Source organism: Pseudomonas urmiensis (genome assembly GCF_014268815.2).
GTDB lineage: Bacteria > Pseudomonadota > Gammaproteobacteria > Pseudomonadales > Pseudomonadaceae > Aquipseudomonas > Aquipseudomonas urmiensis.
Genome location: NZ_JABWRE020000001.1, coordinates 1833130 through 1857144, shown reverse-complemented (window position 1 = coordinate 1857144; position 24015 = coordinate 1833130). Strand labels below are relative to the sequence as shown.

Annotated in this window: 22 protein-coding genes and 2 riboswitches; of the genes, 16 read left to right on the top strand and 6 right to left on the bottom strand. The window is 62.5% G+C overall.

Annotated elements, in window-relative coordinates; genetic code table 11:
- Positions 1-8: 8 nt before the first annotated feature.
- Positions 9-554: an RNA 2',3'-cyclic phosphodiesterase gene (thpR, locus tag HU737_RS08210; RefSeq protein WP_186553378.1), complete on the bottom strand. Its 546-nt coding sequence runs from the start codon at positions 552-554 to the stop codon at positions 9-11.
- A 213-nt stretch (positions 555-767) separates the two neighbouring features.
- On the opposite strand from thpR, the gene lpxO reads away from it, so the two are divergent.
- From lpxO to HU737_RS08195, 3 genes are all read left to right on the top strand, one after another.
- Positions 768-1667 carry a lipid A hydroxylase LpxO gene (gene lpxO / locus HU737_RS08205; protein ID WP_186553379.1) on the top strand — a complete coding sequence of 300 codons (900 nt, stop codon included), beginning with the start codon at positions 768-770 and terminating at the stop codon, positions 1665-1667.
- Positions 1668-1821: 154 nt separating this feature from the next.
- Positions 1822-2166 carry a carboxymuconolactone decarboxylase family protein gene (locus HU737_RS08200; protein ID WP_186553380.1) on the top strand — a complete coding sequence of 115 codons (345 nt, stop codon included), beginning with the start codon at positions 1822-1824 and terminating at the stop codon, positions 2164-2166.
- A gap of 79 nt (positions 2167-2245) precedes the next feature.
- Positions 2246-2815 (top strand): GNAT family N-acetyltransferase, encoded by a 570-nt coding sequence (locus tag HU737_RS08195; protein ID WP_186553381.1) that lies wholly within the window; start codon positions 2246-2248, stop codon positions 2813-2815.
- Between the two features lie 88 nt (positions 2816-2903).
- Here the strand turns inward: HU737_RS08195 and HU737_RS08190 are convergent, their stop codons facing one another.
- Positions 2904-3650 (bottom strand): outer membrane beta-barrel protein, encoded by a 747-nt coding sequence (locus HU737_RS08190; protein WP_186553382.1) that lies wholly within the window; start codon positions 3648-3650, stop codon positions 2904-2906.
- 161 nt (positions 3651-3811) lie between these two features.
- Positions 3812-4016: riboswitch (cobalamin riboswitch) on the top strand.
- 113 nt (positions 4017-4129) lie between these two features.
- Here HU737_RS08190 and HU737_RS08185 point away from each other — a divergent pair.
- From HU737_RS08185 to HU737_RS08155, 7 genes are all read left to right on the top strand, one after another.
- Positions 4130-6256: a TonB-dependent receptor gene (locus HU737_RS08185; RefSeq protein WP_186553383.1), complete on the top strand. Its 2127-nt coding sequence runs from the start codon at positions 4130-4132 to the stop codon at positions 6254-6256.
- 203 nt (positions 6257-6459) lie between these two features.
- Positions 6460-7626, top strand: coding sequence for an acetyltransferase domain-containing protein (locus HU737_RS08180; RefSeq protein WP_186553384.1), 1167 nt, complete (start codon positions 6460-6462; stop codon positions 7624-7626).
- 27 nt (positions 7627-7653) lie between these two features.
- A riboswitch (cobalamin riboswitch) is annotated at positions 7654-7854 on the top strand.
- Between the two features lie 127 nt (positions 7855-7981).
- On the top strand, positions 7982-8995 hold the full coding sequence (locus tag HU737_RS08175; protein ID WP_186553385.1) for an ABC transporter substrate-binding protein: 1014 nt from the start codon (positions 7982-7984) through the stop codon (positions 8993-8995).
- Positions 8992-10008 carry a FecCD family ABC transporter permease gene (locus HU737_RS08170; protein WP_186553386.1) on the top strand — a complete coding sequence of 339 codons (1017 nt, stop codon included), beginning with the start codon at positions 8992-8994 and terminating at the stop codon, positions 10006-10008. The genes HU737_RS08175 and HU737_RS08170 overlap by 4 nt, the downstream gene beginning before the upstream one ends.
- The gene (locus tag HU737_RS08165; RefSeq protein ID WP_186553387.1) at positions 10005-10793 is read left to right on the top strand and encodes an ABC transporter ATP-binding protein; all 789 of its coding nucleotides are present in this window, start codon (positions 10005-10007) and stop codon (positions 10791-10793) included. The genes HU737_RS08170 and HU737_RS08165 overlap by 4 nt, the downstream gene beginning before the upstream one ends.
- A 17-nt stretch (positions 10794-10810) precedes the next feature.
- Positions 10811-11251, top strand: coding sequence for a pseudoazurin (locus tag HU737_RS08160; RefSeq protein ID WP_186553388.1), 441 nt, complete (start codon positions 10811-10813; stop codon positions 11249-11251).
- Complete coding sequence (locus HU737_RS08155; protein WP_405128897.1) at positions 11248-12594, top strand: OprD family porin; 1347 nt, start codon at positions 11248-11250, stop codon at positions 12592-12594. Before HU737_RS08160 ends, HU737_RS08155 begins: the two co-directional genes overlap by 4 nt.
- Before the next feature lie 9 nt (positions 12595-12603).
- Here the strand turns inward: HU737_RS08155 and HU737_RS08150 are convergent, their stop codons facing one another.
- The 3 genes from HU737_RS08150 to HU737_RS08140 form a co-directional block, all read right to left on the bottom strand.
- Entirely contained in the window at positions 12604-13101 is a 498-nt protein-coding gene (locus HU737_RS08150) for a GNAT family N-acetyltransferase (protein WP_186553389.1), read from the bottom strand.
- A gap of 97 nt (positions 13102-13198) precedes the next feature.
- Complete coding sequence (gene dgt, locus HU737_RS08145; protein ID WP_186553390.1) at positions 13199-14407, bottom strand: dGTP triphosphohydrolase; 1209 nt, start codon at positions 14405-14407, stop codon at positions 13199-13201.
- Positions 14408-14448: 41 nt separating this feature from the next.
- Positions 14449-15870, bottom strand: coding sequence for a B12-binding domain-containing radical SAM protein (locus tag HU737_RS08140; RefSeq protein ID WP_186553391.1), 1422 nt, complete (start codon positions 15868-15870; stop codon positions 14449-14451).
- Positions 15871-16260: 390 nt separating this feature from the next.
- Here HU737_RS08140 and HU737_RS08135 point away from each other — a divergent pair, with 390 nt between their 5' ends.
- From HU737_RS08135 to HU737_RS08115, 5 genes are all read left to right on the top strand, one after another.
- Positions 16261-16728, top strand: a complete 468-nt coding sequence (locus HU737_RS08135; protein WP_186553392.1) for a hypothetical protein — start codon at positions 16261-16263, stop codon at positions 16726-16728.
- A gap of 128 nt (positions 16729-16856) precedes the next feature.
- Complete coding sequence (locus tag HU737_RS08130) at positions 16857-18440, top strand: sensor domain-containing diguanylate cyclase (protein WP_186553393.1); 1584 nt, start codon at positions 16857-16859, stop codon at positions 18438-18440.
- Positions 18441-18563: 123 nt separating this feature from the next.
- The gene (locus tag HU737_RS08125; protein ID WP_186553394.1) at positions 18564-19337 is read left to right on the top strand and encodes a ParA family protein; all 774 of its coding nucleotides are present in this window, start codon (positions 18564-18566) and stop codon (positions 19335-19337) included.
- Between the two features lie 117 nt (positions 19338-19454).
- Positions 19455-19862, top strand: coding sequence for a DUF2946 family protein (locus HU737_RS08120; protein WP_186553395.1), 408 nt, complete (start codon positions 19455-19457; stop codon positions 19860-19862).
- 68 nt (positions 19863-19930) lie between these two features.
- Complete coding sequence (locus tag HU737_RS08115) at positions 19931-22081, top strand: TonB-dependent receptor (protein WP_186553396.1); 2151 nt, start codon at positions 19931-19933, stop codon at positions 22079-22081.
- Positions 22082-22284: 203 nt separating this feature from the next.
- Here the strand turns inward: HU737_RS08115 and HU737_RS08110 are convergent, their stop codons facing one another.
- Complete coding sequence (locus HU737_RS08110; protein ID WP_186553397.1) at positions 22285-23016, bottom strand: class I SAM-dependent methyltransferase; 732 nt, start codon at positions 23014-23016, stop codon at positions 22285-22287.
- A gap of 201 nt (positions 23017-23217) precedes the next feature.
- On the opposite strand from HU737_RS08110, the gene HU737_RS08105 reads away from it, so the two are divergent.
- Positions 23218-24000, top strand: a complete 783-nt coding sequence (locus tag HU737_RS08105) for a hypothetical protein (protein WP_186553398.1) — start codon at positions 23218-23220, stop codon at positions 23998-24000.
- The last annotated feature ends 15 nt before the right edge of the window (positions 24001-24015 follow it).

Sequence of the window (24015 nt, the reverse complement as noted above, 5' to 3'; positions counted from 1 at the left end):
GGCCTGGGTCAGTCCAGCAAGGGCCACTGCGCCAGTGGCCAGTAGCGGCCCTTGCGTGACTCGTACAAGGTGAAGTGGCGCGCACTGAGGAAAAACTCCGGCGCGCTGGCGGCCTCTGGCAGCTGGCCGCGGAACTCCCGTGCCAAGGTCAGGTGCGGGCGGTATTCGCGCGACTCGCGGGCAATCCCCAACGCTAGCGCCGCCTGCTCCAGCGCATAGACCAGTTGGCGCAGCGCTGGGGGAGTTTGCTCAGCTTCGAGCACCAACACGCCAGGGCGCGGCCACACCTGCAACCGGTCCAGCACCAGGCGCAGCGGCGCCTGCGGACGGGCAATGCTATCGACTGCCGCACACAACGCCGGCAGCTGCGCCGCGTCGACATCCCCCAGAAACAGCAAGGTCAGGTGGAAGTTTTCTGCCGGCACCGGTTTACCGCTGCGTAAACCCAGCTCACGTCGCCATTGCGCAATTGCACGATGCTGCGCCTCGCTCAGTGACAGGGCGAAAAACAGACGTTTGAAAGGGCTGCCAGTGGGGCGTGCTTCCTTGGCCATGGGCATTCCTGATGGGTGAAGGCGAACCTGAGTGTACCGCTTCCCTAGTCTATAAATCGGCAAAAAACCAGTTGAAACGTTTGCGCAATCGGTAGGCCATTGAACCAAAGTCACCCCGATTGGATGTAACAAGAGGTACAAAGTCCTACGACGATTGTTTATGCTGGCGCGCTTACGCCATGGCGCATGGCCATTTTCGACAAGTATCCGTTCATGAAAATTGCACTCGTACTGATCTTCGTTCTCTCGATCGCCTATGTTCACCTACGCGGTCGGGTACGACACAAGTTGACTCGCCAACTGGGCGATCACTCAAGTTTCCTGGCTCCGGTCAACAGCTTCCTGTACCTGTTCTCCAAGCACCCGGCCAAGCCTTACCTGCCGGTGGAGTCTTTCCCCGAGCTGCAACCGCTCAAGGACCATTGGCAGGAAATCCGCGAGGAAGCCCAGCAGTTGCTGCACGTGGGCGAGATCAAGAAGTCCGATAACTATGACGATGTCGGTTTCAACTCGTTCTTCAAGACCGGTTGGAAGCGCTTCTACCTGAAGTGGTATGGCGAGAGCCACCCCTCGGCTATGAACCTGTGCCCACGGACCACCGAGCTGCTGCAGGGTATCGGCACGGTTAAAGCGGCGATGTTCGCCACCCTGCCGCCCGGCGCCAAGCTGGTGCGCCACCGCGACCCGTATGCCGGCTCGTACCGCTACCACCTAGGCCTGGACACGCCGAACGACGATGGCTGCTACATCGACGTGGACGGCGAGAAGTATTCCTGGCGCGATGGCGAGGCAGTAGTGTTCGACGAGACCTACATCCATTACGCCGCCAACACCACCGAGCACAACCGGATCATCCTGTTCTGCGACGTCGAGCGGCCGCTCAAGTACCGTTGGGCGACCGCGTTCAATCGCTGGTTCAGCCGCAATGTCATGGCCGCTGCTGCGGCGCCCAACAATGCCAATGACAAGACTGGCGGCATCAACCGCCTGTTCACCCGCATCTACAAGATCCGTGAACGCGGCAAGGCGCTGAAAAAGCGTAATCGCATGCGCTACTACCTGGAGAAATGGGCAGTGGTGGCAGCATTGCTGTTGCTGTTCATCTACATCTGAACCCCTGCTGGGCAACGTGGGAGCCAACTCAGACGCTCCCACGGTGTCGACAGGTTCGTAAGTCGTAGTTTTTTCCGACCATCTTCCCCCCTCCTCGCCGCGCACATTCGACTAGCCTGAAAGCTCCTGCCGTAAACCCCACAAGGTGAAGACAATGAGCATGATGGACTGGGACGCCTACCGTAAGCAGCTGATGGCCGGCATCGGCGATCTCAAGCAACTGTCGCCCGATACCGTGGCCGGCTACATGACCGCCAGCGGCGCCGGGGCCAAGACCAACCACCTGGACGCCAAGACCCGCGAACTGATCTCCCTGGCCGTGGCCGTGACGACCCGCTGCGACGGCTGTATCGCGGTGCATTCGCAACAGGCCGTCAAGCACGGCGCCAGCCGCGAGGAGATCGCCGAGGCGCTGGGCGTGGCGGTGGCGATGAACGCAGGGGCGGCGCTGGTCTACTCGGCGCGCGCGCTGGATGCGGTGGGCAAGACCAGCGAGTAAACCCCAGCCAGCGTCGCCGCCCTTGCGCGGCGACGCTGCGCCCACCAGACTTGGCGGCCAAGCCTGCGCAGGAACCGCCATGATTCACATCCGCCCCATGACCCCGGAAGACTTCGAACGCTTCTGGCCGACTTTCCAGAGCATCGTCCAAGCCCGCGAGACCTATGCCTACGACCCGCAGCTGAATGCCGAACAGGCACGCCAGTTGTGGCTGGAGCTGCCCCTGCGCACGTTGGTGGCAGAACAGGACGGTGAGTTGCTCGGGTCGTACTTTCTCAAGGCCAACGCCGCTGGCCCCGGCGCGCACGTGGGCAATTGCGGCTACATGGTCTGCCCGGCAGCACGCGGGCGCGGGGTGGCCAAGCTGATGTGCGAGCACTCGCAGAAGTTGGCGCGCCAAGAAGGTTTTCTCGCCCTGCAGTTCAACTCGGTGGTGGCCACTAACGAGGTGGCCGTGGCGCTCTGGCACACGCTGGGGTTCGAAACGGTCGGGCGCCTGCCCAAGGCCTATCGGCATGCCCGGCTGGGGTTGGTGGATTGTTTGGTGATGTACAAATGGCTGGCCGACGAGCCGGTGGTGGAGAAGCCTGCGCTGTTGATCGGGCGCAAGAATATCGAGGCGCGGGTGTCCCGGCGGCGCGGACGCTAACAGCAGCATTTTGCGCTGTCTGTACCGGCCTCTTCGCGGGCAAGCCCGCGAAGGGGCCGGTGCAGGCAACAGCTACCTGACGCCTAACTCAGAACGCCAGACCTACCTTGACACCAAACTCATCGCGCTTGAGCTTGGTGTTATCGGCTACCGGCGAATCCTCATCGAGCTTGTACTCGGTGCGGGTGTAGTAAACCCCGGCATAGATCGGCATGCCGCCTTGCTGGTTCATCAGCAGGCTGACCTCGGCATACGGATTGGTGCGGTCCTTCATGTCGACGGTGTCGCTGCCAAAATCATCCACCTTGAGCTTGGCGCGGCCATCGATCGTGTGCCGTGCGCCCACTTCAACGCGCAGGGTCGCGGCATCGAACTGATGGTTGTAGCCCAGCGCAGCCTTGGCGAACGGCGACTTGTAGGTCAGCTCGGTGTCCAGGTCGTTGAGCTCAGGCTCAAAGCGCGACCAGTCATAGCCACCGCCGACGGTGATGTCGACGAAGTTGCGCGCATCCAGCGCGGCGCGCCAACCCAGGTCGAGGTCGATCTGGGCTTCCTTGAGCTTGTTGTCGTTCTTCTTGCCATATTTGGCCTCGGCGCCAACCTGATAGATCAAGCCGGATTCAGCGGTCATCTTGTTGCCGAAGTTGGCGAATACACCGCCCTGGCCCAGGTGATCGGTCTCGGACTGCGAGCCGCCCTCATACTTGAACTTGTCGTAGCTACCCAGCACACCGAAGGTGAACAGTGGATCGGTGCTTGGCGCGGCAGAGGCCGCCAGGGGAGCGCCCAACAGGGCAAGCAGGCAAGAGTGACGCAGCAGATTACGGGTGGACATTCGCGGAAGTCTCCATGACGTGAATGTTGATGGGAATCGCTCGCTTCGAGGCACGCTGAATGTGAAAAGTTCGAAAAAAAATCAGTAAAAACTCATAAACCTGCGTCCCATCACAGAAATTTCCTACTGCGCTGCGTTGACGCCCCCTGCATTCGGTGGTCAGATGCGCGCCAGTTTCAGGTGTCCTGCGCCGCCGTGCGCAGGGTGAAACGGGAAGCCGGTGCGTCGTGTTCACGACAAGTCCGGCGCTGCCCCCGCAACGGTAAGCGAGCGAAATCTTCGACAGACCACTGTGCGCATGCATGGGAAGGTGAAGGTTTCTTGATCCTCGCAAGCCCGGAGACCGGCCTGAAGCTTCAGTTGGCAAACCCGCGGTGGGCGGGCGCAGGCCGGTTTGCGCGTGCGCGCCTGCGCCCGTGCGTGCTCGTCTTTGCGTTGTTTCCACCGGGAACCATTTCTTCCTGCAGCAGTGGAACGACATGTCCCGTACAAGCAAGCTTCACACCCTGGCGGCCTGCCTGGCCGTTTCCCTTCCGGCCCTGGCCGATGAACCTCAACGCGCAGTGCTGGCCCTGCCTTCGACAGCGATCACCGACGTGCGCGACGAACCGCGCGTCGACCTGGCCACGCCGACCCAAGCAGGCTCACGCCTGGGCCTGAGCGCCCTGGAAACCCCGGCCAGCACCAGCAGCATCAGCGCCGAACAGATCCAGCAACGCAGCAACCTCACCGTGCAAGACGCCGTCAGCCGTTCGCCCGGCATCACCTTCATCGGCAACCCAGGCGATGGCGGCACCGCGCTCTCGGCACGCGGCTTTACCGGCCACGGCTCGGTAATGACCCTGTTCGACGGTGCCCGGCTGTATACCGGCGCAGGCACCCAGACCTTCCCGGTCGATCCGTGGATGGTCGAGCGTATCGACGTGATTCGTGGCCCTGCCTCGGTGCTCTACGGTGAAGGCGCCACCGGTGCGGTGGTCAACGTGATGCCGAAAAAACCCTTCGCAGGCGAGATCCGCAATCACCTGCGCCTGGGCTATGGCTCCTGGGACCGCTCCCAGCTTGGCCTGGACAGCGGCGGCAGCCTCAGCGAGCGCTTGAGCTACCGGATGACCCTGAACAAACAACAGGGCAACGGTTACGTCGACCGCGGCGACTCGCGCAACCTGGCCCTGAGCGCCGCGCTGCGCTTCGATGCCACGGACGATTTGAGCTTCACCCTCGCCCACGAGCGCGGCGATGCCGAGCCGATGAACTACTTCGGCACGCCATTGATCGACGGTCATTACCGCGACAGCCTGCGCAAGAAAAACTACAACGTGCGCAACGACGTGCTGCGCTACCACGATGAGTGGACCCGCCTGAACACCGAGTGGACCCTCAGCGACAACGTCAGCGCCAGCAACCAGCTGTACTACATCAAGAGCCGTCGACACTGGCGCAATGCCGAGAACTACAACTGGGACGCAGCCCAAGGCCAGCTGCTGCGCAATGGTTTTCTTGAGATCAAGCACAACCAGGAGCAGATCGGCGATCGCCAAAGCTTCACCTTCGACCACTCGCTGTTCGGCCTGGCCAGCAAGACCGTGGTCGGCGCCGAGTACAACAAGATCCGCTTCAAGCTCACCAACAACGCCCCCTACAACGACATCGGCGGCGACTACATCGACCCGTGGGACCCAGCGCCCGGCTGGTTCGACAGCCAAAGCGCGCTGCGCCCGCGCACCCGAAGCACCACCCACACCTTCGCCCTGTTCGCCGAGAACCGCACCCAACTGACCGAGCGCCTGTCGTTGGTCACCGGGATTCGCCGCGACCAGAACCACATCGACCGCGACAACCTGCTCGATGGCAGCCGCAGCGACCGCAGCCTCAATGGCGGCAACTGGCGCGCAGGCTTGGTGTTCGCCGTCACCGACGACCTGTCGCTGTATGGCCAGTACTCCACCAGCGAGGACGGCGTGAACAACCTGGTCAGCCTCAGCCCGACGCAGATGGACTACGACCTGACCAAGTCCAAGCAAACCGAGCTGGGCCTCAAGCAGCGCTTCTGGGACGGCCGCGGTGAGTGGACCTTGGCGGCGTATCACATCGTCAAGAAGAAACTGTTGGTCGACAACCCGATCACCCACCAGCCACAACAGGCTGGCCAGCAAAGTTCGAACGGCCTGGAAGCCAGCGTGGAACTGGCCTTGGCCAACCAATGGCATGTCTCGGCCAACGCCTCGCTGGTGCGCGCCAAGTTCGATGACTTCGATGAAGTGGTCGCAGGGGTGGCGGTGGACCGCAGTGGCAACCGCCCGGACAACGTGCCACGGCGCAGTGCCAATGTGTGGTTGAGCAAAGGCTTTGGGCAGGCGCTGGATGCTGGTGTTGGCCTGCGTTATGTCGATGCGCGGTATGCCGACACGGCCAATAGCAAGCGCATCCCGGGGTATACCGTGGTCGATGCCAATCTGGGCTGGCAGGTGCTGCCGGATGTGCGCCTGGGGCTGCAGCTGAACAACCTGCTCAACCGCGATTATGTGGTGTCGGCGTACAGTGGCGAGCAGTGGTTGCTGGGGGCGCCGCGCTCGTACTTTGCGACGGTGGATTACAGCTTTTGATCGATTGAGGCAGTGCTGACGTCATCGCGGGCAAGCCCGCTCCTACAGAGGGTGCCGTTGGCCCTGTAGGAGCAGGCTTGCCCGCGATAGCGCCTGTCGCATCTCACCAACACCAGACCCGCACAAAAATCCTATCACTCTCAAACCAAATAGTTATAAGATAACGTTTCATTTGATATCCATTCCTGCCTGCGACCCCTCCCATGACAAGCGCCAGCGCCACCCCCACCCTGCTCACCCAGCGCCTGCAAAGCATCGATGCCCTGCGCGGCCTGGTAATCGTGTTCATGCTCCTGGATCACGTGCGTGAAACCTTCTTCCTGCATCGCCAGGTCAGCGACCCCATGGCCATCGACGCCACCGACCCGTCGCTGTTCTTCAGCCGGACCTTGGCTCACCTGTGCGCGCCGGTGTTCGTCCTGCTGACCGGTCTTTCCGCCTGGCTGTATGGCGAAAAATACCAGGGCCGGGGCGATGTCTCGGCGTTCCTGTTCAAGCGTGGGCTGTTCCTGGTGGTGCTGGAGTTCACCCTGGTCAACTTCGCCTGGACCTTCCAGCTGCCACCCAGCGTGATCTACATGCAGGTGATCTGGGCCATTGGCGTGAGCATGATCGCCCTGTCGCTGCTGGTCTGGCTGCCACGCCCTGCCCTGATCGCCCTGGGCGCGGCGATCGTCGCCGGGCACAACCTGCTCGACGGCCTGCACTTCGCGCCAGGGTCGTGGATGCATGTGCCGTGGGCGATCCTGCATGACCGCGGCTGGCTGGAGTTCTCTGACAGCCTGCGCCTGCGCACCTCGTACCCGGTTCTGCCGTGGATCGGGGTAATCGCCCTCGGCTATGGCCTGGGCCCATGGTTCACCCGCGCCAGCGATGCTGGCGAGCGTCAGCACCGGTTGTTGCTGGTCGGTGCGTTGGCCCTGCTGGGCTTTCTCGTGCTGCGCATGCTCAACGGCTATGGCGAAGCGCCGTGGAGCAGCTACCCGACGCTGACGCAAACGCTGATGAGCTTCTTCAACATCACCAAGTACCCACCGTCGCTGTTGTTCCTGACCCTGACCCTGGGCGCCGGCCTGCTGCTGTTGCGTGGTTTCGAGCGCGCCGGGCAGGCACGCTGGATCAGTGTCCTGGCGGTGTTCGGCGCCGCACCGATGTTCTTCTACCTGCTGCACCTGTACGTGCTCAAGCTGCTGTACCTGGCCAGCGTGGCCCTGTTTGGCCTGAACCACGGCGATTACTTCGGCTTCGACAGCATCGGCGCGGTGTGGCTGGCAGCGCTGCTGCTGGCGGTCTCGCTGTACTTGCCAGTGCGCTGGTTCGCCCGGCTCAAGGCGCGCCGGCGCGACATCGCCTGGCTCAAGTACCTGTGAAAAGCGTTTCACCCGGCGGCCTGATGGTCTACCATGCCGCCCGCCGGTTTCCACCACGGAAATAATAGGGAATCCCCGGCCTGCCCTCATGCAGGCCAACTGGAACTGCCCCCGCAACTGTAGGTGCCGAGCCCGCTCCATCGATGCCACTGGATCCGCTGATCCGGGAAGGCTGGAGCCGGGCGCAGACGCACCAGTCAGGAGACCTGCCGGCCTACATATTCCAACCGGCGGGGTGTCCGGGATGGTCATCTCCACCCTTGCCAGGGTGTGGCCTGTTGCCTTGCGCAACGGGCTCGGCGATGCCTGTCCGTGCGTTCATTCCGTGAACTGTTCGATAGGAGATCGCCCCATCATGCTGCCTCGTTTCGCCGCCCTGCTCGCCGGCCTGAGTCTGACCGGCCTGGCCCAAGCCGCCGCCACCCACTACCCGTTGACGGTCGACAACTGTGGCGCACCGCAGACCTTTGCCCAGGCCCCCGAGCGTGCCGTGACCATCGGCCAGGCGGGCACCGAGATGCTCTACGCATTGGGCTTGGGCGAAAAATTGGCCGGCACTTCGCTGTGGTTCAACAATGTCCTGCCTGAGTACAAAGCGCAGAACGACAAGGTCGAGCGCCTGGCTGACAACGACCCAAGCTTCGAGGCCGTGGTCGGCAAGCGCCCGCAACTGGTGGCGGTACAATTCGAGTGGATGGTCGGCGCCCAGGGCGTGGTCGGCACCCGTGAGCAATTTGCCGAGCTGAACATTCCCACCTACCTGTTGCCCTCCGATTGCGAAGGCAAGGACAACCTGGTCGGCGCCGACGGCACCCGCCTGCAACCGTTCCAGATCGACAGCATCTACAAGAGCGTCAGCCAGCTGGCCGAGATCTTCGACGTGCAAGCGCGCGGCAGCGCACTGAATGCCGAACTCAAGGCGCGCCTGGACAACGCCAAGCAGCAGTTGGCCGGCAAGGACCTGTCGCACACCTCGGCGCTGTTCTGGTTCTCCAGTGCCGACCTGGATATCGACCCGTACGTCGCCGGTCGCCAAGGCGTGGCCGACTTCATGCTGCAAACCCTGGGTGTGCGCAATGTGGTCGAGTCCACCGAAGAGTGGCCCACGGTCGGCTGGGAAACCCTGGCCAAGGCCAACCCGACCTGGCTGATCATCGCGCGCATGGACCGTCGCCGCTTCCCAGCCGATGACTACCAGAAAAAACTGGAGTTCTTGCGCAACGACCCGGTCACGCAGAACATGGATGCGGTCAAGCAAGGGCGGATCGTCGTTCTCGACGCCGACGCCATGCAGGCCGGTATTCGCCTGTTCCGTGGCCTGGAAACCCTGTCTAGCGCCTTCGCCTCCGGTAAAGCCGCGCAACCATGATCCGCCTGCTGCCCTACACCGCCCTGGCCCTGGCCGCGCTGGTCGCGGCCCTGTTGGCGGGCATCGCCATCGGTGAGACGCCATTGTCGCCAAGCGTGGTCTATCAGGTGCTGGCCAACCAGTTGTGGAGCGCCGGCTACCCGGTCGACCCGATCGATGCCGGCATCATCTGGAACTATCGCCTCACCCGCACCCTGGTCGCCGCGGCGTGCGGCGCCGGGCTGGCAACCTGCGGGGTGATCCTCCAGGCATTGCTGCGCAACCCGCTGGCCGAACCCTATTTGCTGGGTCTGTCGGCCGGGGCCTCGACCGGCGCGGTGGCAGTCGGCCTGCTCGGTCTGGGCGGTGCGGCGCTGACGATGTCCGGTGGCGCCTTTATCGGCGCCCTCGCCGCCTTTGGCCTGGTCTTGCTGCTGTCGCGTGCCAGTGGCCCCACTAGCAGCAACGCCCAGGTGATTCTTGCCGGTATCGCAGGCTCGCAGCTGTTCAGCGCGCTGACGGCATTTCTCATTACCAAGTCGGCAACCGCTGAACAGGCGCGGGGCATTCTGTTCTGGCTGCTGGGCAACTTAAGCGGTGTGCGCTGGCCTTCGGTGTGGCTGGCGTTGCCAGTCGCCCTGCTGGGGCTGGCGGTGTGCTTGTGGCATCGGCGCGCCTTGGACGCGTTCACCTTCGGCGCCGACTCGGCTGCCTCGCTGGGCGTCCCGGTCCGGCGCACGCAATTGCTGCTGATCAGCTGCGCAGCACTGGTGACCGCAGTGATGGTGTCGATCGTCGGCGCCATCGGCTTTGTCGGGCTGGTCATCCCGCATGCCCTGCGCCTGCTGCTTGGCCCCGGGCATAGCCGCCTGCTGCCAGCCAGTGCCCTGGGCGGGGCGCTGTTTCTGATCAGCGCCGATATCCTTTCGCGCACGCTGATCAGCGGCCAGGTGATCCCGGTGGGCGTGGTCACGGCGCTGATTGGCGCGCCGGTGTTCGCGTTGATTCTGGTCAGCCGCAGGGGGCGCCCATGACGATAATGACAGCCTTGCAGGTGGCGCCGTTGTCCTGCCTGGGCCTCAGTTTGCGCCTGGGCGGGCGCACGGTGCTGCAAGACATCGACCTGGCAGTGATCCCTGGCGAAACCCTGGGCGTGGTCGGCCCCAACGGTTCGGGCAAGTCGACCCTGCTCAAACTTCTGGCCGGCTTGCTCAAACCCAGTAGCGGCACGGTGCAATTGCTTGGCGAGCCCCTGGCGCAGATGCCCCGGCGCCGGGTTGCACAGGGCCTGGCCCTGGTCGAGCAACAAGCCGACACCAGCGACGCCATCAGCGTCTACGATGCCGTGGCCCTCGGCCGCACGCCGTGGTTGTCGGCCCTCGCGCCGTTCTCTAAAGACGACCGCAGCATCGTCGAACAGGCCTTGCTCAACCTCGATGCGCTGCACTTGCGCGAGCGGCTCTGGCATAGCCTGTCGGGTGGTGAGCGTCAGCGCGTGCACATCGCCCGCGCCTTGGCGCAACGACCGCAGGTGCTTTTGCTCGACGAGCCGACCAACCACCTGGATATCCAGCACCAGTTGAGCCTGTTGCAACAGGTGCAGGCGCTGCAGGTAACGACCCTGGTCGCGCTGCACGATCTCAACCAGGCACTGACTTGCGACCGTCTGGCAGTGCTCGACCAGGGCCGTCTGGTCGCGCTTGGCAAGCCACTTGAGGTGCTCACCCCTGAGCGTCTGCTGAGCACCTTTGGCGTGCACGCCCACTACCTCACCGACCCTTACGACGGCGCGCGCATCCTGCGCTTTCGCGCCCCCTGAACCTGGAAGTTCTCGCTATGCTGTTGCGCCCGTTTGCCCTGCTGCTTTCTAGCGCCCTGCTCGCCCCGCAGGCCTTGGCTGAAGTCCATGAAGTGAAAATGCTCAACCGTGGCGCCGACGGCGCAATGGTCTACGAGCCGGACCATCTGCGCATCGCGCCGGGCGACAGCGTGCGCTTCTTGCCTACGCAGAACGGGCACAACGCAGCCAGCATCGCCACCCTGCTGCCCACCGGTGCCGAGCCGTTCAAGAGCAAGCTCAACCAGCCCGTCGAGCAGACCTTCAGGGTACCGGGGCTGTACGGCATCCAGTGCATTCCACACCTGGCCATGGGCATGGTCATGCTGATCCAGGTCGGCGAGCCGACCGGGCATACTCAGTCGCTGCCAGACAACCTCCCCGCCCGCGCCAAAGCCCGCCTGCAGGTGCAACTGGAGAAACTGGAGGCTGGTCAATGAGCCCTTTGCTACGCATGACCCTGGCGCTGCCCTGGCTGGGCATCAGCGCCCTGGCCGCGGCTGAGTCTGCCCAGTCGCAGTCCAACGGCTTTGTCCAAGACAGCACCTGGAGCCTGCTCAACCGCAGCGTGTTCGACCAGCGCGACTACCGTCATGGGGGCAGCAACAGCAGCGCGCGCAACGCCTACAAGCCGCGCAGCGAACGCAACGGTAAAGCCGAGGAATGGGCCTACGGCCTGATGGGCAGCGTGCAGTCCGGCTTCACCCAAGGCCTGATCGGCGTCGGCGTCGATGCCCATGCCTACCTCGGCGTGCAGCTCGACAGCGGCGGCGGCCGCGCCGGCAAAGCGCGCCTGCTGGGCGTGGACAATCAGGGCCACCCGAAGAACGAGTACAGCCGTGGCGGCGCGGCGCTCAAGCTGCGCCTGTCCAACACAGTGCTGTCCTATGGCGAGCAGCGAGTCAAGACGCCCGTTTTCAGCTCCTCGGACAGTCGCCTGCTGCCCGAGACCGCGACCGGACTGTTCCTTACCAGCAACGAGATCGACACCCTCAAGCTGGTCGCCGGGCATTTCACCGAAAGTACCGACCGCAACGCCTCCAGTCACAATCAAGGCTTCGTGGTGAATTATTCCAATGCACGCAAGGGCAACAGCTTCGACCTGGCCGGTGCGGTGTGGAACCCGAGCAGCGCAGTCAGCGCCAGTCTCTACACTTCGCGCTATGAGGACAGCTGGAACCAACACTACCTGGGCAGCACCCTCAGCCATGCCCTGGATGATCGGCGCAGCCTGAGCCTGGATCTCAACCTGTACCGCACCAGCGACACCGGCAAAGCCCTCTCCGGGCAGATTGACAACACCACCTGGAGCCTGGTCTCGCGCTACAACCACGGGCCGCACGGCTTCAGCCTCGGTTGGCAGCAGGTCGATGGCAACACCCCGTTCGACTATGTCACCCGCGGCGCGATCTTCATCAGCAACGCCGTGCAGCTGTCCGACTTCAACGCCCCCAACGAGAAGTCGTGGCAGGCGCGCTATGACCTGAACATGGGCGCCTATGGCGTGCCCGGGCTGAACCTGACCGCGCTGTATGTACGCGGCTTCGATATCGATGGCAGCCATGTCGATCAGCATGGCGGCTATGCGTACCTGGGCTATGGCAAGGGCGGCAAGCACTGGGAGCGTGATCTGGAAGCGCGCTACGTAGTGCAAAGCGGCAAGGCCAAAGGCACTGCCTTCTCGCTGCGTCACAACATGCATCGGGGCAATACCGCGCAAGCCGAGCTGGATGCCGATCAGATTCGCTTGGCGGTCGAGTTCCCTTTGACGGGTGGGTTCTGAAGCGCAGCGCTAGCTTAGCGACAACTGCATATGGGTGGTACGCCAAAGCGGATCCTGTTCGACATCGATTATCTCGAACCCCTGGCGCTCCCAGAAGCTGATCGCCCCCGGCAAGAACGGATGAGTATGCAGGTACAGCAGCTCGACCCCGGCGTTCACCGCGCATTCGCGCAACGCCTGGAACAGCGCCTGAGCCAGACCACAGCGGCGATAGTCCGGCAGGACGAACAATCTGACGATCTCAACCGTGTTCACCCCGCGATAATTGAGTTGGGCAAAGCGCTGGTCGTAAGGCAGATAGCCAATGGCTGCGACCAAGCGAGCTTGGTCACGAGCGATCAGAAAGTGGCCGTCGCCGTCCAGGTAAGTTGCGGCAAAACGCCCGAGGTCAGCAGGCAGTGGTGCTCCCGCCAGCATGGGAAAAAGCGCACGGCGGGCGCTATCGACAAAGGACACTACCTCATCGATGGCATCAGGGTTTACCGAGGTGATCGTCCAGCTATTCATTGCACTCTAGGCCGTGGGCAAAGGCGGTTTTCTACGCGATTGGCAGGGCCTTGGCAAATCACCTGATTCCAGGCGGCACCTCGGCCCTGGTTGGCGCCTACTTGAAGTAATAACCATCAAGGCTGCCCTTGCCGAAATACCGCTCGTATTCCTGCATGGCGTAAAGGTCCATCATGCCGGCGATATAGTCAGTCACCAGACGTTTGCGGTCCCCTTGGACCGAGCGCAGCTCTGGCGGCAGGAGCATGTTGTCCTTGTTGTAGCGTTCATCGGTATAGACCTCGAACAGCCTGCGAATAACCTGCTCGCCGCGCTTTTCGTAGAGTTGCACGTCCTTCTTGCGCAAGATGGCCTTGAACAGCAGTTTCTTCAGGCCCTCGGCCAGTTTACCGTGCTGCTTGTAGCCAAGTTTGCCGCCGACCAGTCCGATATCTTCACACAGGGTATTGACGATCTTGGAGGTCAATTCCTTCTTCAACACCATGGCGTATTCCTCTGACGACCCGGAACGGCGAGCCTGCATGGCATCGTTCTGGACCTCCTTGGCCAGGCGCTCGATCGTGTCGTAGGCGTCGGAAAACTTTTCACTGATCTTGAACTCGTGCAGGATCTCGCCAAGGCTGATCAACCCGAAACTCAAGGCGTCTTCCAGATCATGCGCGGCGTAGGCGATCTCGTCGGCCAGGTCCATGATTTCGGCATCGATGCTTTTGACGATCTGCACATCGTGCTTGGCCAGCTCGCCAGTTAAAAACGCATGATCGTCGTCATAGAGAAATTTCTTCGGGTCGTCTTGGCGAAGATGGAAGTACTTGGTCACTCCCATCAGGGTGCGCACATTCAGGTTCAATCCGTCGTAGGCATGGTGCTTGCGCTCCAAGGTGCGCAGGATGCGAAACGCCTGGGCGTTGCCTTCATAGCCGCCACAGCTCTGGCACAGCTCATTGAGCACGGTTTCACCGTGATGGCCAAACGGCGGGTTGCCGATATCGTGGGCAAGTGCTGCGGCTTCGGCGACCACCGTGTCCTTGAGTTCCAGGTCGCTGGCGATCGAGCGGGCGATCTGCGCGACCTCAAGGCTGTGGGTCAAGCGATTGCGATTGAAGCGCCCGGCGTCGATCCACAGCAGCTGCATCTTGCCTTGCAGGCGACGGAACGACGAAGAATAGAGAATCCTTGCATAGTCGCGCATCAGACCCTGGCGACCGCCAGAACGGCCATCGTTGTGCGAAACCACGCGGTATTCCAGCCGCGATACCCGCTGTTCCTGCTCGCGGGCATAGTCTTTGACATCTTTCTCATACATGGGCTCATCCTTAGCTAATCAATCAAACCGTCGCGTGCCAATCACGCCGGCAGGCGAAAAGGCAGCCGCGATACATCACAGGCGGCCACATCACGTTCGAACTGCGCATGGCTGTAATCGCGTGGGTAATAGGAAAAACACTTCAGATCAAAGTAGTCGCTTTGCGTCATGTAGCGCCTGGACAATGCCAGGCTCTCAAGCTCGGCCTGCTCGGAACTGAGCTCAGCGCTCAGGTGCATCTGGGTCACGCCACCGGCCTGGGCACTGGCAGGGTCAACCGGCGATGCGCCGAGCAAACGCAGCTCTTGTAGAAAATCTGCGCAATGGCTGTTCGGCCCATAGACCACCACCGGCCCCACCGACAGGCCTTTGAAGTACTGGGCGTGGGCATCCAGCCAGCGCCGCGTTTCATCCAGCGTGCGCGCCGTTTCCCCGGCATACAGCAGCACGTTGAGCTTGACCCAGATGCCGTGGCTGGCGCAGGTTTCGAGCAGCTCGCTGGCCGCGTCGAGATAGCGCCTTGGCTCAGGCGCCTTGTTCATGTGCCTAAGCTGCTGCAGCGAGGCCGACTCAAGCCCCAGGTCGATCACTTTCATGCCGGCCGCCGCCAGAGCAGCCACCGCATTGGGCTTGACGCTGTCGACCCGACTTTCGCAGCGCCAGGCGACGTCGATGCCCGCGCGCTGGACCTGATCGGCAAGCTGCTCGGCCCAGCGTCGCTTAGGCACCAGGTAGGATGATTGAAAGTACGGACGCACCGTTTGATCACCATAGTCGGCGATGATGCGTTGCAGCTCCTTGACGATCAGCGTTGGCGCCTTGAGGTCTTCCAGTGGTATCGCTCGTTCTTCGCAGAACGCGCAGCCGCGGCCACAGCCGCGAGAGGTTTCAATGCTTGGCTGATAGCGTGCAAAGCCTTCGACCAGGCGATGATTCAGACCGCAATCAGCGGGTGCCTGCCATTGCCCCTGGAAATCCAGCAGGCCGGGCAGGAGCTGCTCGCCTACCCCCTGAACGATCAGATCCGCGTGCGGCAGCACTCCCTGCAGCCAAGCCTTGTCCGGACCTGTGACCCAACGTCCACCGACCACAATCCGTGCCCCCCGGTCGGCACGCTTGACTGCCTCACAGAACAGACGCGACCACTCCAGGGCATAGAAACTTGGGATCGACAGCAGCACCTGGGTATCGGCACTGATCCGCCCCTGCTGGTGCAGGCGCTGCACCAGCGCCGAGGGGTGTTCATGCTCGCCATGCACCATCAGCGTATCCAGGCCATTGACCTCACACAGCGTGGCCAGGCCCAGGGCACCGTAGTTCAAGTACAGTTGCCGCCGCGCCAGCGAGTGATCGCGTTTTTTCGGCTGCAGCAGGCCTGCAGAAACGAACAGCACCGAGCGCTGGCGGCCCTGCCTGGCGATCAGCCGCGCACCGTCAGCGCCACCGAAAATGGTTGGGCTCATGCTGGGTGGCCGCACCATTCACAGGTGTCATCGAGCGCGCCGTCGCTGGCGCCTTCGACTACAAGAATTTGCCGGTTTGGCCCTGACTGCTCGTCCTCGCGAATGCACGCCTCGCACAACGTAACCGTCGGATACTGCTCGCACGTGCGATCTGCAAGCATGTCGCCCTGCACCATGCACCTTTTCATAACGTTTCTCCCCGATTGCCAGACAAGGGCCTAAGCCCCTGATTCCCGGTCTATTCAGGTGTATGCGGGCAGGTCGTGTCAAAAACCATGCGTTTAATCAAAGTCGGGAAAAAGGCCTGATTCCGACAGGCTGGCGTGTGCTGCTAGCGAGGGAAAAACCGGTAAACTGGCCGCCTCTACCGCGCCCAAGGCCTGCCTGTCGATGATCCGCCTGCCCAAACTGCTGCTGCCCCTGCTCCTGCTCGGCGCCCTCGCCGCTTGCGACCAGAAACCGACTCGTGAAGAGCAGATCCTTGCCAACCTGCCCCTGCAGGATGCCTATGAGCACAACATCGGCCGCATGGCCGCGTTGCTCGCCATGACCCATCCGCAGGTGCCGCAAGAGCAGATCAAGGTCGTGCTGCGCAAACACCTGACCGTCGAAGACCAGCGCAACGACCTGTTCAAGCTGTACAGCGAACAGAACTTCAGCGATGCCGAGTTCGACACCATCGTCCAGGCCACCCAGGATCCAGCCAAGGCCAAGGCACTGGGGGAAACTGCCGAGGGCAAGCGGCTGAGCGAGAAGCTCACCGGGCTGATGCGCGAAAGTGCCCGGGATGAAAAGGTCCAAGCACTGGCGCAGGAGCGCATGCAGCAAGTGGAAGATGAATTGAACCAGAGCCAGTGACGTGGGAGCTTTCTGAAAGCCGCTGTTCACGCGCCCCGTCAGTTTGTTCCCGTTTCACCGTCCACATAGCTGCGATGGCGCAGAGCGAGTAAGGTTATCGCTCGCTCTGCCTGTCAGTGAGGTCAGGATTGCCACACGCCAAAAAAGGACTGCGCCTGGATCTGCGCACACTCATCCTCGTGCTCTCGGCGCTTACCGCCGTGCTCATGTTGCTGACCAGTTACTTCGCCAGCTACCGGGTGCAGCGCCAGCTGTTGATCGACCACTCACTGGAATCCAACCGGGTGTATGCCGCAAAGCTTGCGGCGATTACCGACACTTTCCTGGGCAATGGCCTACAACAGCTGAGTTTCAGCGCCGGGGTTCAAGCGTTGCAACTGAACCACAGCGCAGCGCTGCTGGCAGAAACTGAACGTTTGCTGCGCCAAAGCAGCGCCTTCAACTCAACGTTCGTCATCGACGCCCAAGGCGTGTTGCGCGCAGTGTCGCCCGCCTCACTGCGCCACTTGCTCGGCGCCAAGGTTCATTCTCCAGGCTCGCAAGAGGCATTGCGTGAGCGCCGGGCGCTGGTCTCCACGCCGTTCCTGTCATCAGCCAACAATCTGGTGGTGGCGCTGTCGCAGCCGATGTTCGACAGCCAAGGCACTTACCTGGGCTATGTCGGCGGCAGTCTGTACCTGCGCGAGCACAACATCCTCAATAGCTTGCTCGGCGAGCACTATTACCAGGATGGCTCCTACCTTTATGTGGTCGACCGCAACCGGCGCCTGCTCTATCACCCTGATGCGCAGCGGGTGGGTACGGTAGTCAGTGGCAATGAACTGATCGACCAACTCGCCACCCTCAAGGACGGGACCCGTCAGCTGACCAACAGCGTCGGCGTGCAGATGCTAGCCGGTTTTGCCACGGTGCCCAGCACTGGTTGGGGCGTGGTGGCGCAACAGCCGTTGGCGCAAACCATAGCGCCGCTGCGCCAGCTGATCCTCAATGTGATCTTCATCTCTGTCCCGCTGGCACTGGTCGGCAGCCTGTTGCTGTGGTGGCTGGCGCTGACCATCACCCGCCCGCTCTGGCAATTGGCCGCCGGCGCGCGGGCACTGGACCGCGCCGAAACCGCAGAGCGGCTGCACCGGGTCAAGGCTTGGTACTTCGAAGCTGCCGAGCTCAAACGCGCCTTATTGTTTGGTCTCAATTTGCTGCAAGAGCGCATCGGCCGGCTCAACCGCGACGCCCAGACCGACCCGCTGACCGGGCTGGGCAACCGCCGTAGCCTGGAGTTCAGCCTGTCGCTGCTGGAGGCTGAGGGGCGTGATTTCTCGGTCATCGTGATGGATGTCGATCACTTCAAACGGATCAACGATGGTTTTGGCCACGATGTTGGCGACCAGGTGTTGCGCCGCTTGGCCGAGCTGATGCGCCGCTGCTGCCGCGAAGGTGATGTACTGTGCCGTACAGGTGGTGAGGAGTTCCTGATACTGCTGCCCGGCGCGCCGCTGGAAATCGCCAGTACCGTCGCCCAGCGGCTGCGAATCTGCGTACAAGACAGCGCAATTGCACCGGTTGGCGCGGTGACCGTTTCGCTGGGTGTGGCGCAGTGGCAGGTCAGTGGCGATGAGCAACCGGCAACTACCCTAAGCAAGGCCGATCGGGCGCTGTACGCAGCCAAGCGTGCTGGGCGCAATCAGGTGAGCGTAAGCCAAGCTGACGATTGACCACCGTGCGGCACAATGTAACAAGGCTTGTCTTAATACTGTCATGTTTCCTTCATAGGATTGTCTCTGATCTGACATTTCAGCGCGCCGCCCGAGCGGCGCATCTCAGGGATGAACTGCACCATGCGTCGTGTCGTATTCAATCAGAAAGGTGGCGTCGGCAAGTCCAGCATCGCCTGCAACCTGGCCGCAGCCAGCGCTGGCGAGGGTTACCGAACGTTGCTGGTCGATCTCGACCCCCAGGCCAATGCCACCTACTACCTGACCGGGCTGGCCAACGACGACATTCCAGCGGGCATTGCCGACTTCTTCCGCCAAACCCTGTGCGCCACGCCAGAAGGCAAGAAGAACCGCGTCGCCATCACCGAGACGCGCTACCCCAACCTGCACCTGATCACCGCTAGCCCTGACCTTGCCGAGCTACAGAGCAAGCTTGAAAGCAAGTTCAAGATCAACAAGCTGCGCAAGTTGCTGGTGGCGCTGTCGGACGACTATGAGCGGATCTACATCGACACCCCGCCTGCGCTTAACTTCTACACCTTCAGCGCCATGCTGGCGGCCGAGCGGCTGCTGATCCCGTTCGACTGCGACAGCTTCTCGCGCCAGGCGCTGCTCAGCGTCATGGCCGAGGTTGAGGAGCTGCGCCAGGACCACAACGCCGCGCTGCACGTCGAAGGGATCGTGGTCAACCAGTTCGCCGCACGCACGGCGTTGCACCAGACGCTGGTCGACCAGCTGCGCGCTGAAGGCCTGCCGGTGCTGCCGGTGTACTTGAGCACTTCGATCAAGATGCGTGAGTCGCACCAGGCCTCAGTGCCGTTGGTGCACCTGGCGCCGGGGCACAAGTTGTCGCGCGAGTTCGTCGATTTGCTGGATGTGCTGGAGCGGGCCGCCTGATGGATTGATCAGCGCTTGTCCCGCGATTGGGCCAGCGCAGGCAGCACAGCAACTGCGACAATCGACCACACCCATTGCAGCGCCCATAGAATCCACCCAAATGGTAGATTCCTCGGCATGAAAACCACCCGCCAGACGCGTTCGCTGACTGCCTGGGCGCTGTATGCCAGCGTTCTGTTCAGCCTATTGCTGTGCGGCCTGCACCACGGCCAGATGAGCGGCTTGCGCCTGGCTGGGCTGGAAGGTGGTTTCTGCTCGATCACAAGCGAACATGGCCCGGCCATCGACCTGGATCATGCCGGCGGCGATCAGCACATGGCCCAGCTCGACTGCCCGGTGTGCTCCTCGTTCGCCCTCGCCGTGCCGCTGACCAGCAGCGGCTGGTCGTTCAGCCGAGTGCAGGGCAATGCCCCTTCACCCATCGTCGTGCGCAGCTGGGCACAACCGCCACCGCGCTACCTACGCCCTGCCATCAATCCCCGCGCCTCCCCCGCCGTATTCCTCGCAGCTGCAACCTTCGTCTGACCCCGTTCGGGTACGCTTGCCCGTGCGCGTGCGGTCAGCCATGACCTTTGCGTGGAACCTACAACAACATGATCCGTAATACCTCCCTGGTGCTTCTGGCAAGCACCTGCACCGTCGCCTGGGCGGACCACTCGCCCGTTGAACTCAGCGCCACCACCATCGATGCCGAGCGCGCCGCGCCTTCCGGGGTGCAACTGGACGAACCGATCCGCACCGGTTCCAAGCTGGGCCTGACCGCCCGGCAAACGCCGGCCTCGGTGAGTGTCTCGGACCGGCGCGTGATCGAAGAGCGTGGTGCCAAGGACACCCAGGACGTGATCAACGCCATGACCGGCGTGAACGCCTCGGCCAACCCCGGTTACGGCGGTTTCGTCGCCTACCGCGGCTTTACCCAAAACCAGGTCACCCAGCTCTACAACGGCATCAACCTGGGCTACAGCAGCGCCACCCGGCCGGTGGACGCCTGGGTGATCGACCGGGTCGAGCTGATCGGCGGGCCGTCATCGTTCCTGCATGGCGCAGGCGCCGTGGGCGGCTCGATCAACTACATCACCAAGCTGGCCAGCCGCGATGAGCAGATCATCGATGGGCGGATTCGCTATGGCAGCTTCGATGACTCGGAAGTCGCTTTTGGCATCAACCAGGCGCTGGCCAGCAACCCGGCAGATGCCCATCACTTCCTGCGCCTGGATTTCAGCCGTGGCCACAGCAACGGCTACATCGACCGCAATGAACGCGACACCGACAGCCTGGCGATATCCCTGCTCAGCGACCTGAACCCTAACCTGACCCACACCCTCGCCTTCGAGTACCAGCAGGACAAGGAACGCAGCCCTTACTGGGGCTCGCCGATTCTGCCAGGTCGCAGCACGATGAAGATCGACAACAGCCGCCGCTTCGAGAACTACAACGTCGCCGACGGGCGCTATGAGCAGCGGGTGCGCTGGCTGCGTTCGATCCTCGACTATCAGATCAGCGACAGCACCAGCGTGCAGAACACCCTCTATCACTACGACGCCCAACGCGACTACCGCAACCTCGAGCGCTACAGCTACAACGCAGACGGCAACGTACTGCGCTCAAGCCCTTACCTGCAGCGCCACGAACAAACCGTGCTGGGCGATCGTATCGAACTGCGGCACAACAACAGCCTGTTCGGCCTGGCCAGTCAATGGGCAGTTGGCCTGGACTACTCACGCATGCGCCAGGACCTCTACCCAACCTCCGGCAGCTGGAATGATGTGGTCGACCCGGACCACTTCGACCCTGGCAGCTTCGAGGATATTCCTGGGGTCAACGCCGGCTTGACCAAGCAGCGTCACCACCAGGTCACCAACCGCGCCCTGTTCGCCGAGAACCGTCTGCAGCTGACCGATCGCCTGGCCCTGCTGACTGGCCTGCGTTACGACTACCTGGATATGCAGGTGACCAACTATGGCGCCGTCACGCCAACCAGCCCGGCCTACTTCGAACGCCGCTGGGAGCCACTGAGCGGGCGCATTGGCCTGACCTACGAACTGACCCCAAGCGCCAGCGTCTACGTGCAGTACAGCACCGCCGCCGACCTGCCGGCCGGTTCACTGGCCGGGGCGACCTACTCCAACGTCGGCCTGTTCGACCTGTCCAAAGGCGAGCAGTGGGAAGCGGGGAGCAAGTTCGACTTCCTCGATGGCCGCGGTGCGGCAACCGTGGCGCTGTACCAGATCGTGCGCAAGGACTTTGCCGTACGCGACTCGAGCAACCCCAACCTGACCGTGCAAGCTGGCCAACAGACCTCGCGTGGCATCGAGTTGTCCGGCCGTTTTCAGGTCACGCCCAAGCTGCTCGCCGAGGCCAACTATGCCTATGTCGATGCGCAGTACGATGAGTTCAACGAAGCGGTCAACGGCGTGTCGGTCTCGCGCAAAGGCAACGCGCCAGTGAACGTGCCGGCCAACGTTGCCAACCTGTGGCTGACCTACAGCTTCAGCCCGGCGTGGTCGGCCGGGGTGGATGGCCGCTATGTCGACTCGGTGTATGCCGACAACGCCAACACCCTCAAGGCGCCGGCCTACACCTTGTTCGGCGCGTTTGCCCGCTACCGCCTGGATGAGCACACGGCGATCACCGCGCGGGTGCGCAACATGACCGATGAGGTGTATGCCAAGCAGGCCTATGGCTTGCAGTACTACATGGGTGCGCCGCGCACATTCGAGGTGGCGATGGATATGCGTTTCTGATTGCTGGTTGTTGGTAGGGTTTCATCTGCCCTCATCGCGGGACCAGCTGTTATGGGGCTGCTGTGCAGCCCTTCGCGGCGGTTCGGCGCCCCGACCAGCCCGCTCCCACAGGTACCGCAGTGGCTTCGAGGTCAACGGGGTGCCTGTAGGAGCGGGCTTGCCCGCGAAGAGGCCCGTGTTGCCACCACCACACCTGCTGCCCGTCATCCGCGCTGGGCTGCAACCAGCAACATCATCGGCCGCTCCAGCTCTTCGGCCAGCACCGGCATGGCCAGGACCTGTTCACTGCTGGGGGCGAATTCCTCTATCCGGCTGATCTGGAACCCCGTTTCGATCAGGGCATTGAGGGTGCTGGCCAGGGTCCTGTGGTACTTCAGCACGCCTTTGGCGAACCAGTCGGTACGCCGCTCGCCCTCTTGCGCGTAGCCATTGACCGGCCAGGTCTTGCGCCCGTCTTGGTCGAGGCTGAAGTGCGGATGCGCGGCAGCCATGTAGATCGGGTGTTCACAGGTAAACACCAGGTGCCCACCCGGGGTGAGGGACTGGTGAAGGGTGCGCAGCAAGCGGGCGAAGTCCTCGATGTAGTGGAAGGTCAACGCGCTGTAGGCCAGCTCGAATGCGGCAGGCGGCAGTTGCAGCGTCTCCAGATCGGCAATGCGGTATTCAATAGCTTGATCCTGGGTGTCACGACGGGCTCGCTCGATCATATTGTTTGAAATGTCCAAGCCCAGCACCGAGGCTGCACCCTGCTCACGCAGCCAGCGCGAGGCCCAGCCGAAGCCGCAGCCCAGGTCGACCACCCGCTTGCCGCCAAGCTCAGGTAACAAAGCGCGGATTGCCGGCCACTCAGGCGCACCGTCCAGGCCGAGCACCTGACGCGGCAATTGACTGTAACCTGCGAAGAAATCGCTGTTGTCGTAGATGTTCTGGGCCATGTTCCTGCTCCGTGCTCGCCTGGAAGGCGAACTCTAGCGTATTCGCGCAGGCCCACAGCAGTTAAACGTAAGCATCGGCGACATCGGCTGAAAAACACTCCCGAACGATCACCCTGCTAAACAGGAATGAATTGCATTATCCTGTCGCGCCCTCACTACTGGCACATGAAAGTCCCAGTGCGCTCATTCAAGGAAGTCTTCGTGTCAAAGCACCACTGCATCGCTCGTCTGCCTGTCATCCTGCTCGGCGTTCTTGCCTTGAGCGCCTGCAAGACCTCTGGCGTGGTCGGCAACAATGTCGACAAAGTCGATGACAAGGTCATGCAGCAGTTCACCGCCGACGTGCAACACAATCTACAGCTCAACATCCTCAGCGCCTCGCGCGGCAAACTGGTCGGCGCGGCCAGGCTGCATGTGACCTTGAACAAACGCTCCGAGCCGGTAGCCTGTAAAGTCACCGCTGCCGCACCCAAGCATTCGGCCATGTTGCCAGCCGATGTGGTGCGCTCGGACTTCGCCACCCTGGCCAAGGTCATCAAGGCGCAGTGCTGGATGACCGTGTACCCACAGGTGCCTGAACCGTTGTTTGGCGAGGACGACAGCGTCGAAATGGTCGCCCCGGTGATCGTCATGCTGCCGGCGCACTGGAAGAATGCCCACGCCAGCTGGGACTTGCGCCAGCAGCAACGCCAGTACTTCTGGCACCAGCTGATGCGCACGCAACCGGTCGACAGCATCGGCACCGCGGTGATCCGTTATCAGGCCAATGCCCAGGGCAAGGTCCAGGGCTGCCTGATCGACTTGCAGCCTACGCGCTTGCGCACTGATGCTTTTCGCCTCGACAGCGCCTTGCAGGCGCGCTTGAACAGCGCGTGCCTGGGGCTTGATCTGCAAGCGATGCCTGGCTTTGCGCCTGATCCACACGGCCGGGTGGAAGGGTATGCGTTGGTCGAATACGCGCCTTGGAAGGTGGGCCGGCCCTAAGCCGGGAGATATTGG

What these genes read in the sequence shown, in the direction of transcription:
- thpR (WP_186553378.1), bottom strand. Translation starts at nt 554, where the DNA reads ATGGCCAAGGAAGCACGCCCCACTGGCAGCCCTTTCAAACGTCTGTTT.
- lpxO (WP_186553379.1), top strand. Translation starts at nt 768, where the DNA reads ATGAAAATTGCACTCGTACTGATCTTCGTTCTCTCGATCGCCTATGTT.
- HU737_RS08200 (WP_186553380.1), top strand. Translation starts at nt 1,822, where the DNA reads ATGAGCATGATGGACTGGGACGCCTACCGTAAGCAGCTGATGGCCGGC.
- HU737_RS08195 (WP_186553381.1), top strand. Translation starts at nt 2,246, where the DNA reads ATGATTCACATCCGCCCCATGACCCCGGAAGACTTCGAACGCTTCTGG.
- HU737_RS08190 (WP_186553382.1), bottom strand. Translation starts at nt 3,650, where the DNA reads ATGTCCACCCGTAATCTGCTGCGTCACTCTTGCCTGCTTGCCCTGTTG.
- HU737_RS08185 (WP_186553383.1), top strand. Translation starts at nt 4,130, where the DNA reads ATGTCCCGTACAAGCAAGCTTCACACCCTGGCGGCCTGCCTGGCCGTT.
- HU737_RS08180 (WP_186553384.1), top strand. Translation starts at nt 6,460, where the DNA reads ATGACAAGCGCCAGCGCCACCCCCACCCTGCTCACCCAGCGCCTGCAA.
- HU737_RS08175 (WP_186553385.1), top strand. Translation starts at nt 7,982, where the DNA reads ATGCTGCCTCGTTTCGCCGCCCTGCTCGCCGGCCTGAGTCTGACCGGC.
- HU737_RS08170 (WP_186553386.1), top strand. Translation starts at nt 8,992, where the DNA reads ATGATCCGCCTGCTGCCCTACACCGCCCTGGCCCTGGCCGCGCTGGTC.
- HU737_RS08165 (WP_186553387.1), top strand. Translation starts at nt 10,005, where the DNA reads ATGACGATAATGACAGCCTTGCAGGTGGCGCCGTTGTCCTGCCTGGGC.
- HU737_RS08160 (WP_186553388.1), top strand. Translation starts at nt 10,811, where the DNA reads ATGCTGTTGCGCCCGTTTGCCCTGCTGCTTTCTAGCGCCCTGCTCGCC.
- HU737_RS08155 (WP_405128897.1), top strand. Translation starts at nt 11,248, where the DNA reads ATGAGCCCTTTGCTACGCATGACCCTGGCGCTGCCCTGGCTGGGCATC.
- HU737_RS08150 (WP_186553389.1), bottom strand. Translation starts at nt 13,101, where the DNA reads ATGAATAGCTGGACGATCACCTCGGTAAACCCTGATGCCATCGATGAG.
- dgt (WP_186553390.1), bottom strand. Translation starts at nt 14,407, where the DNA reads ATGTATGAGAAAGATGTCAAAGACTATGCCCGCGAGCAGGAACAGCGG.
- HU737_RS08140 (WP_186553391.1), bottom strand. Translation starts at nt 15,870, where the DNA reads ATGAGCCCAACCATTTTCGGTGGCGCTGACGGTGCGCGGCTGATCGCC.
- HU737_RS08135 (WP_186553392.1), top strand. Translation starts at nt 16,261, where the DNA reads ATGATCCGCCTGCCCAAACTGCTGCTGCCCCTGCTCCTGCTCGGCGCC.
- HU737_RS08125 (WP_186553394.1), top strand. Translation starts at nt 18,564, where the DNA reads ATGCGTCGTGTCGTATTCAATCAGAAAGGTGGCGTCGGCAAGTCCAGC.
- HU737_RS08120 (WP_186553395.1), top strand. Translation starts at nt 19,455, where the DNA reads ATGAAAACCACCCGCCAGACGCGTTCGCTGACTGCCTGGGCGCTGTAT.
- HU737_RS08115 (WP_186553396.1), top strand. Translation starts at nt 19,931, where the DNA reads ATGATCCGTAATACCTCCCTGGTGCTTCTGGCAAGCACCTGCACCGTC.
- HU737_RS08110 (WP_186553397.1), bottom strand. Translation starts at nt 23,016, where the DNA reads ATGGCCCAGAACATCTACGACAACAGCGATTTCTTCGCAGGTTACAGT.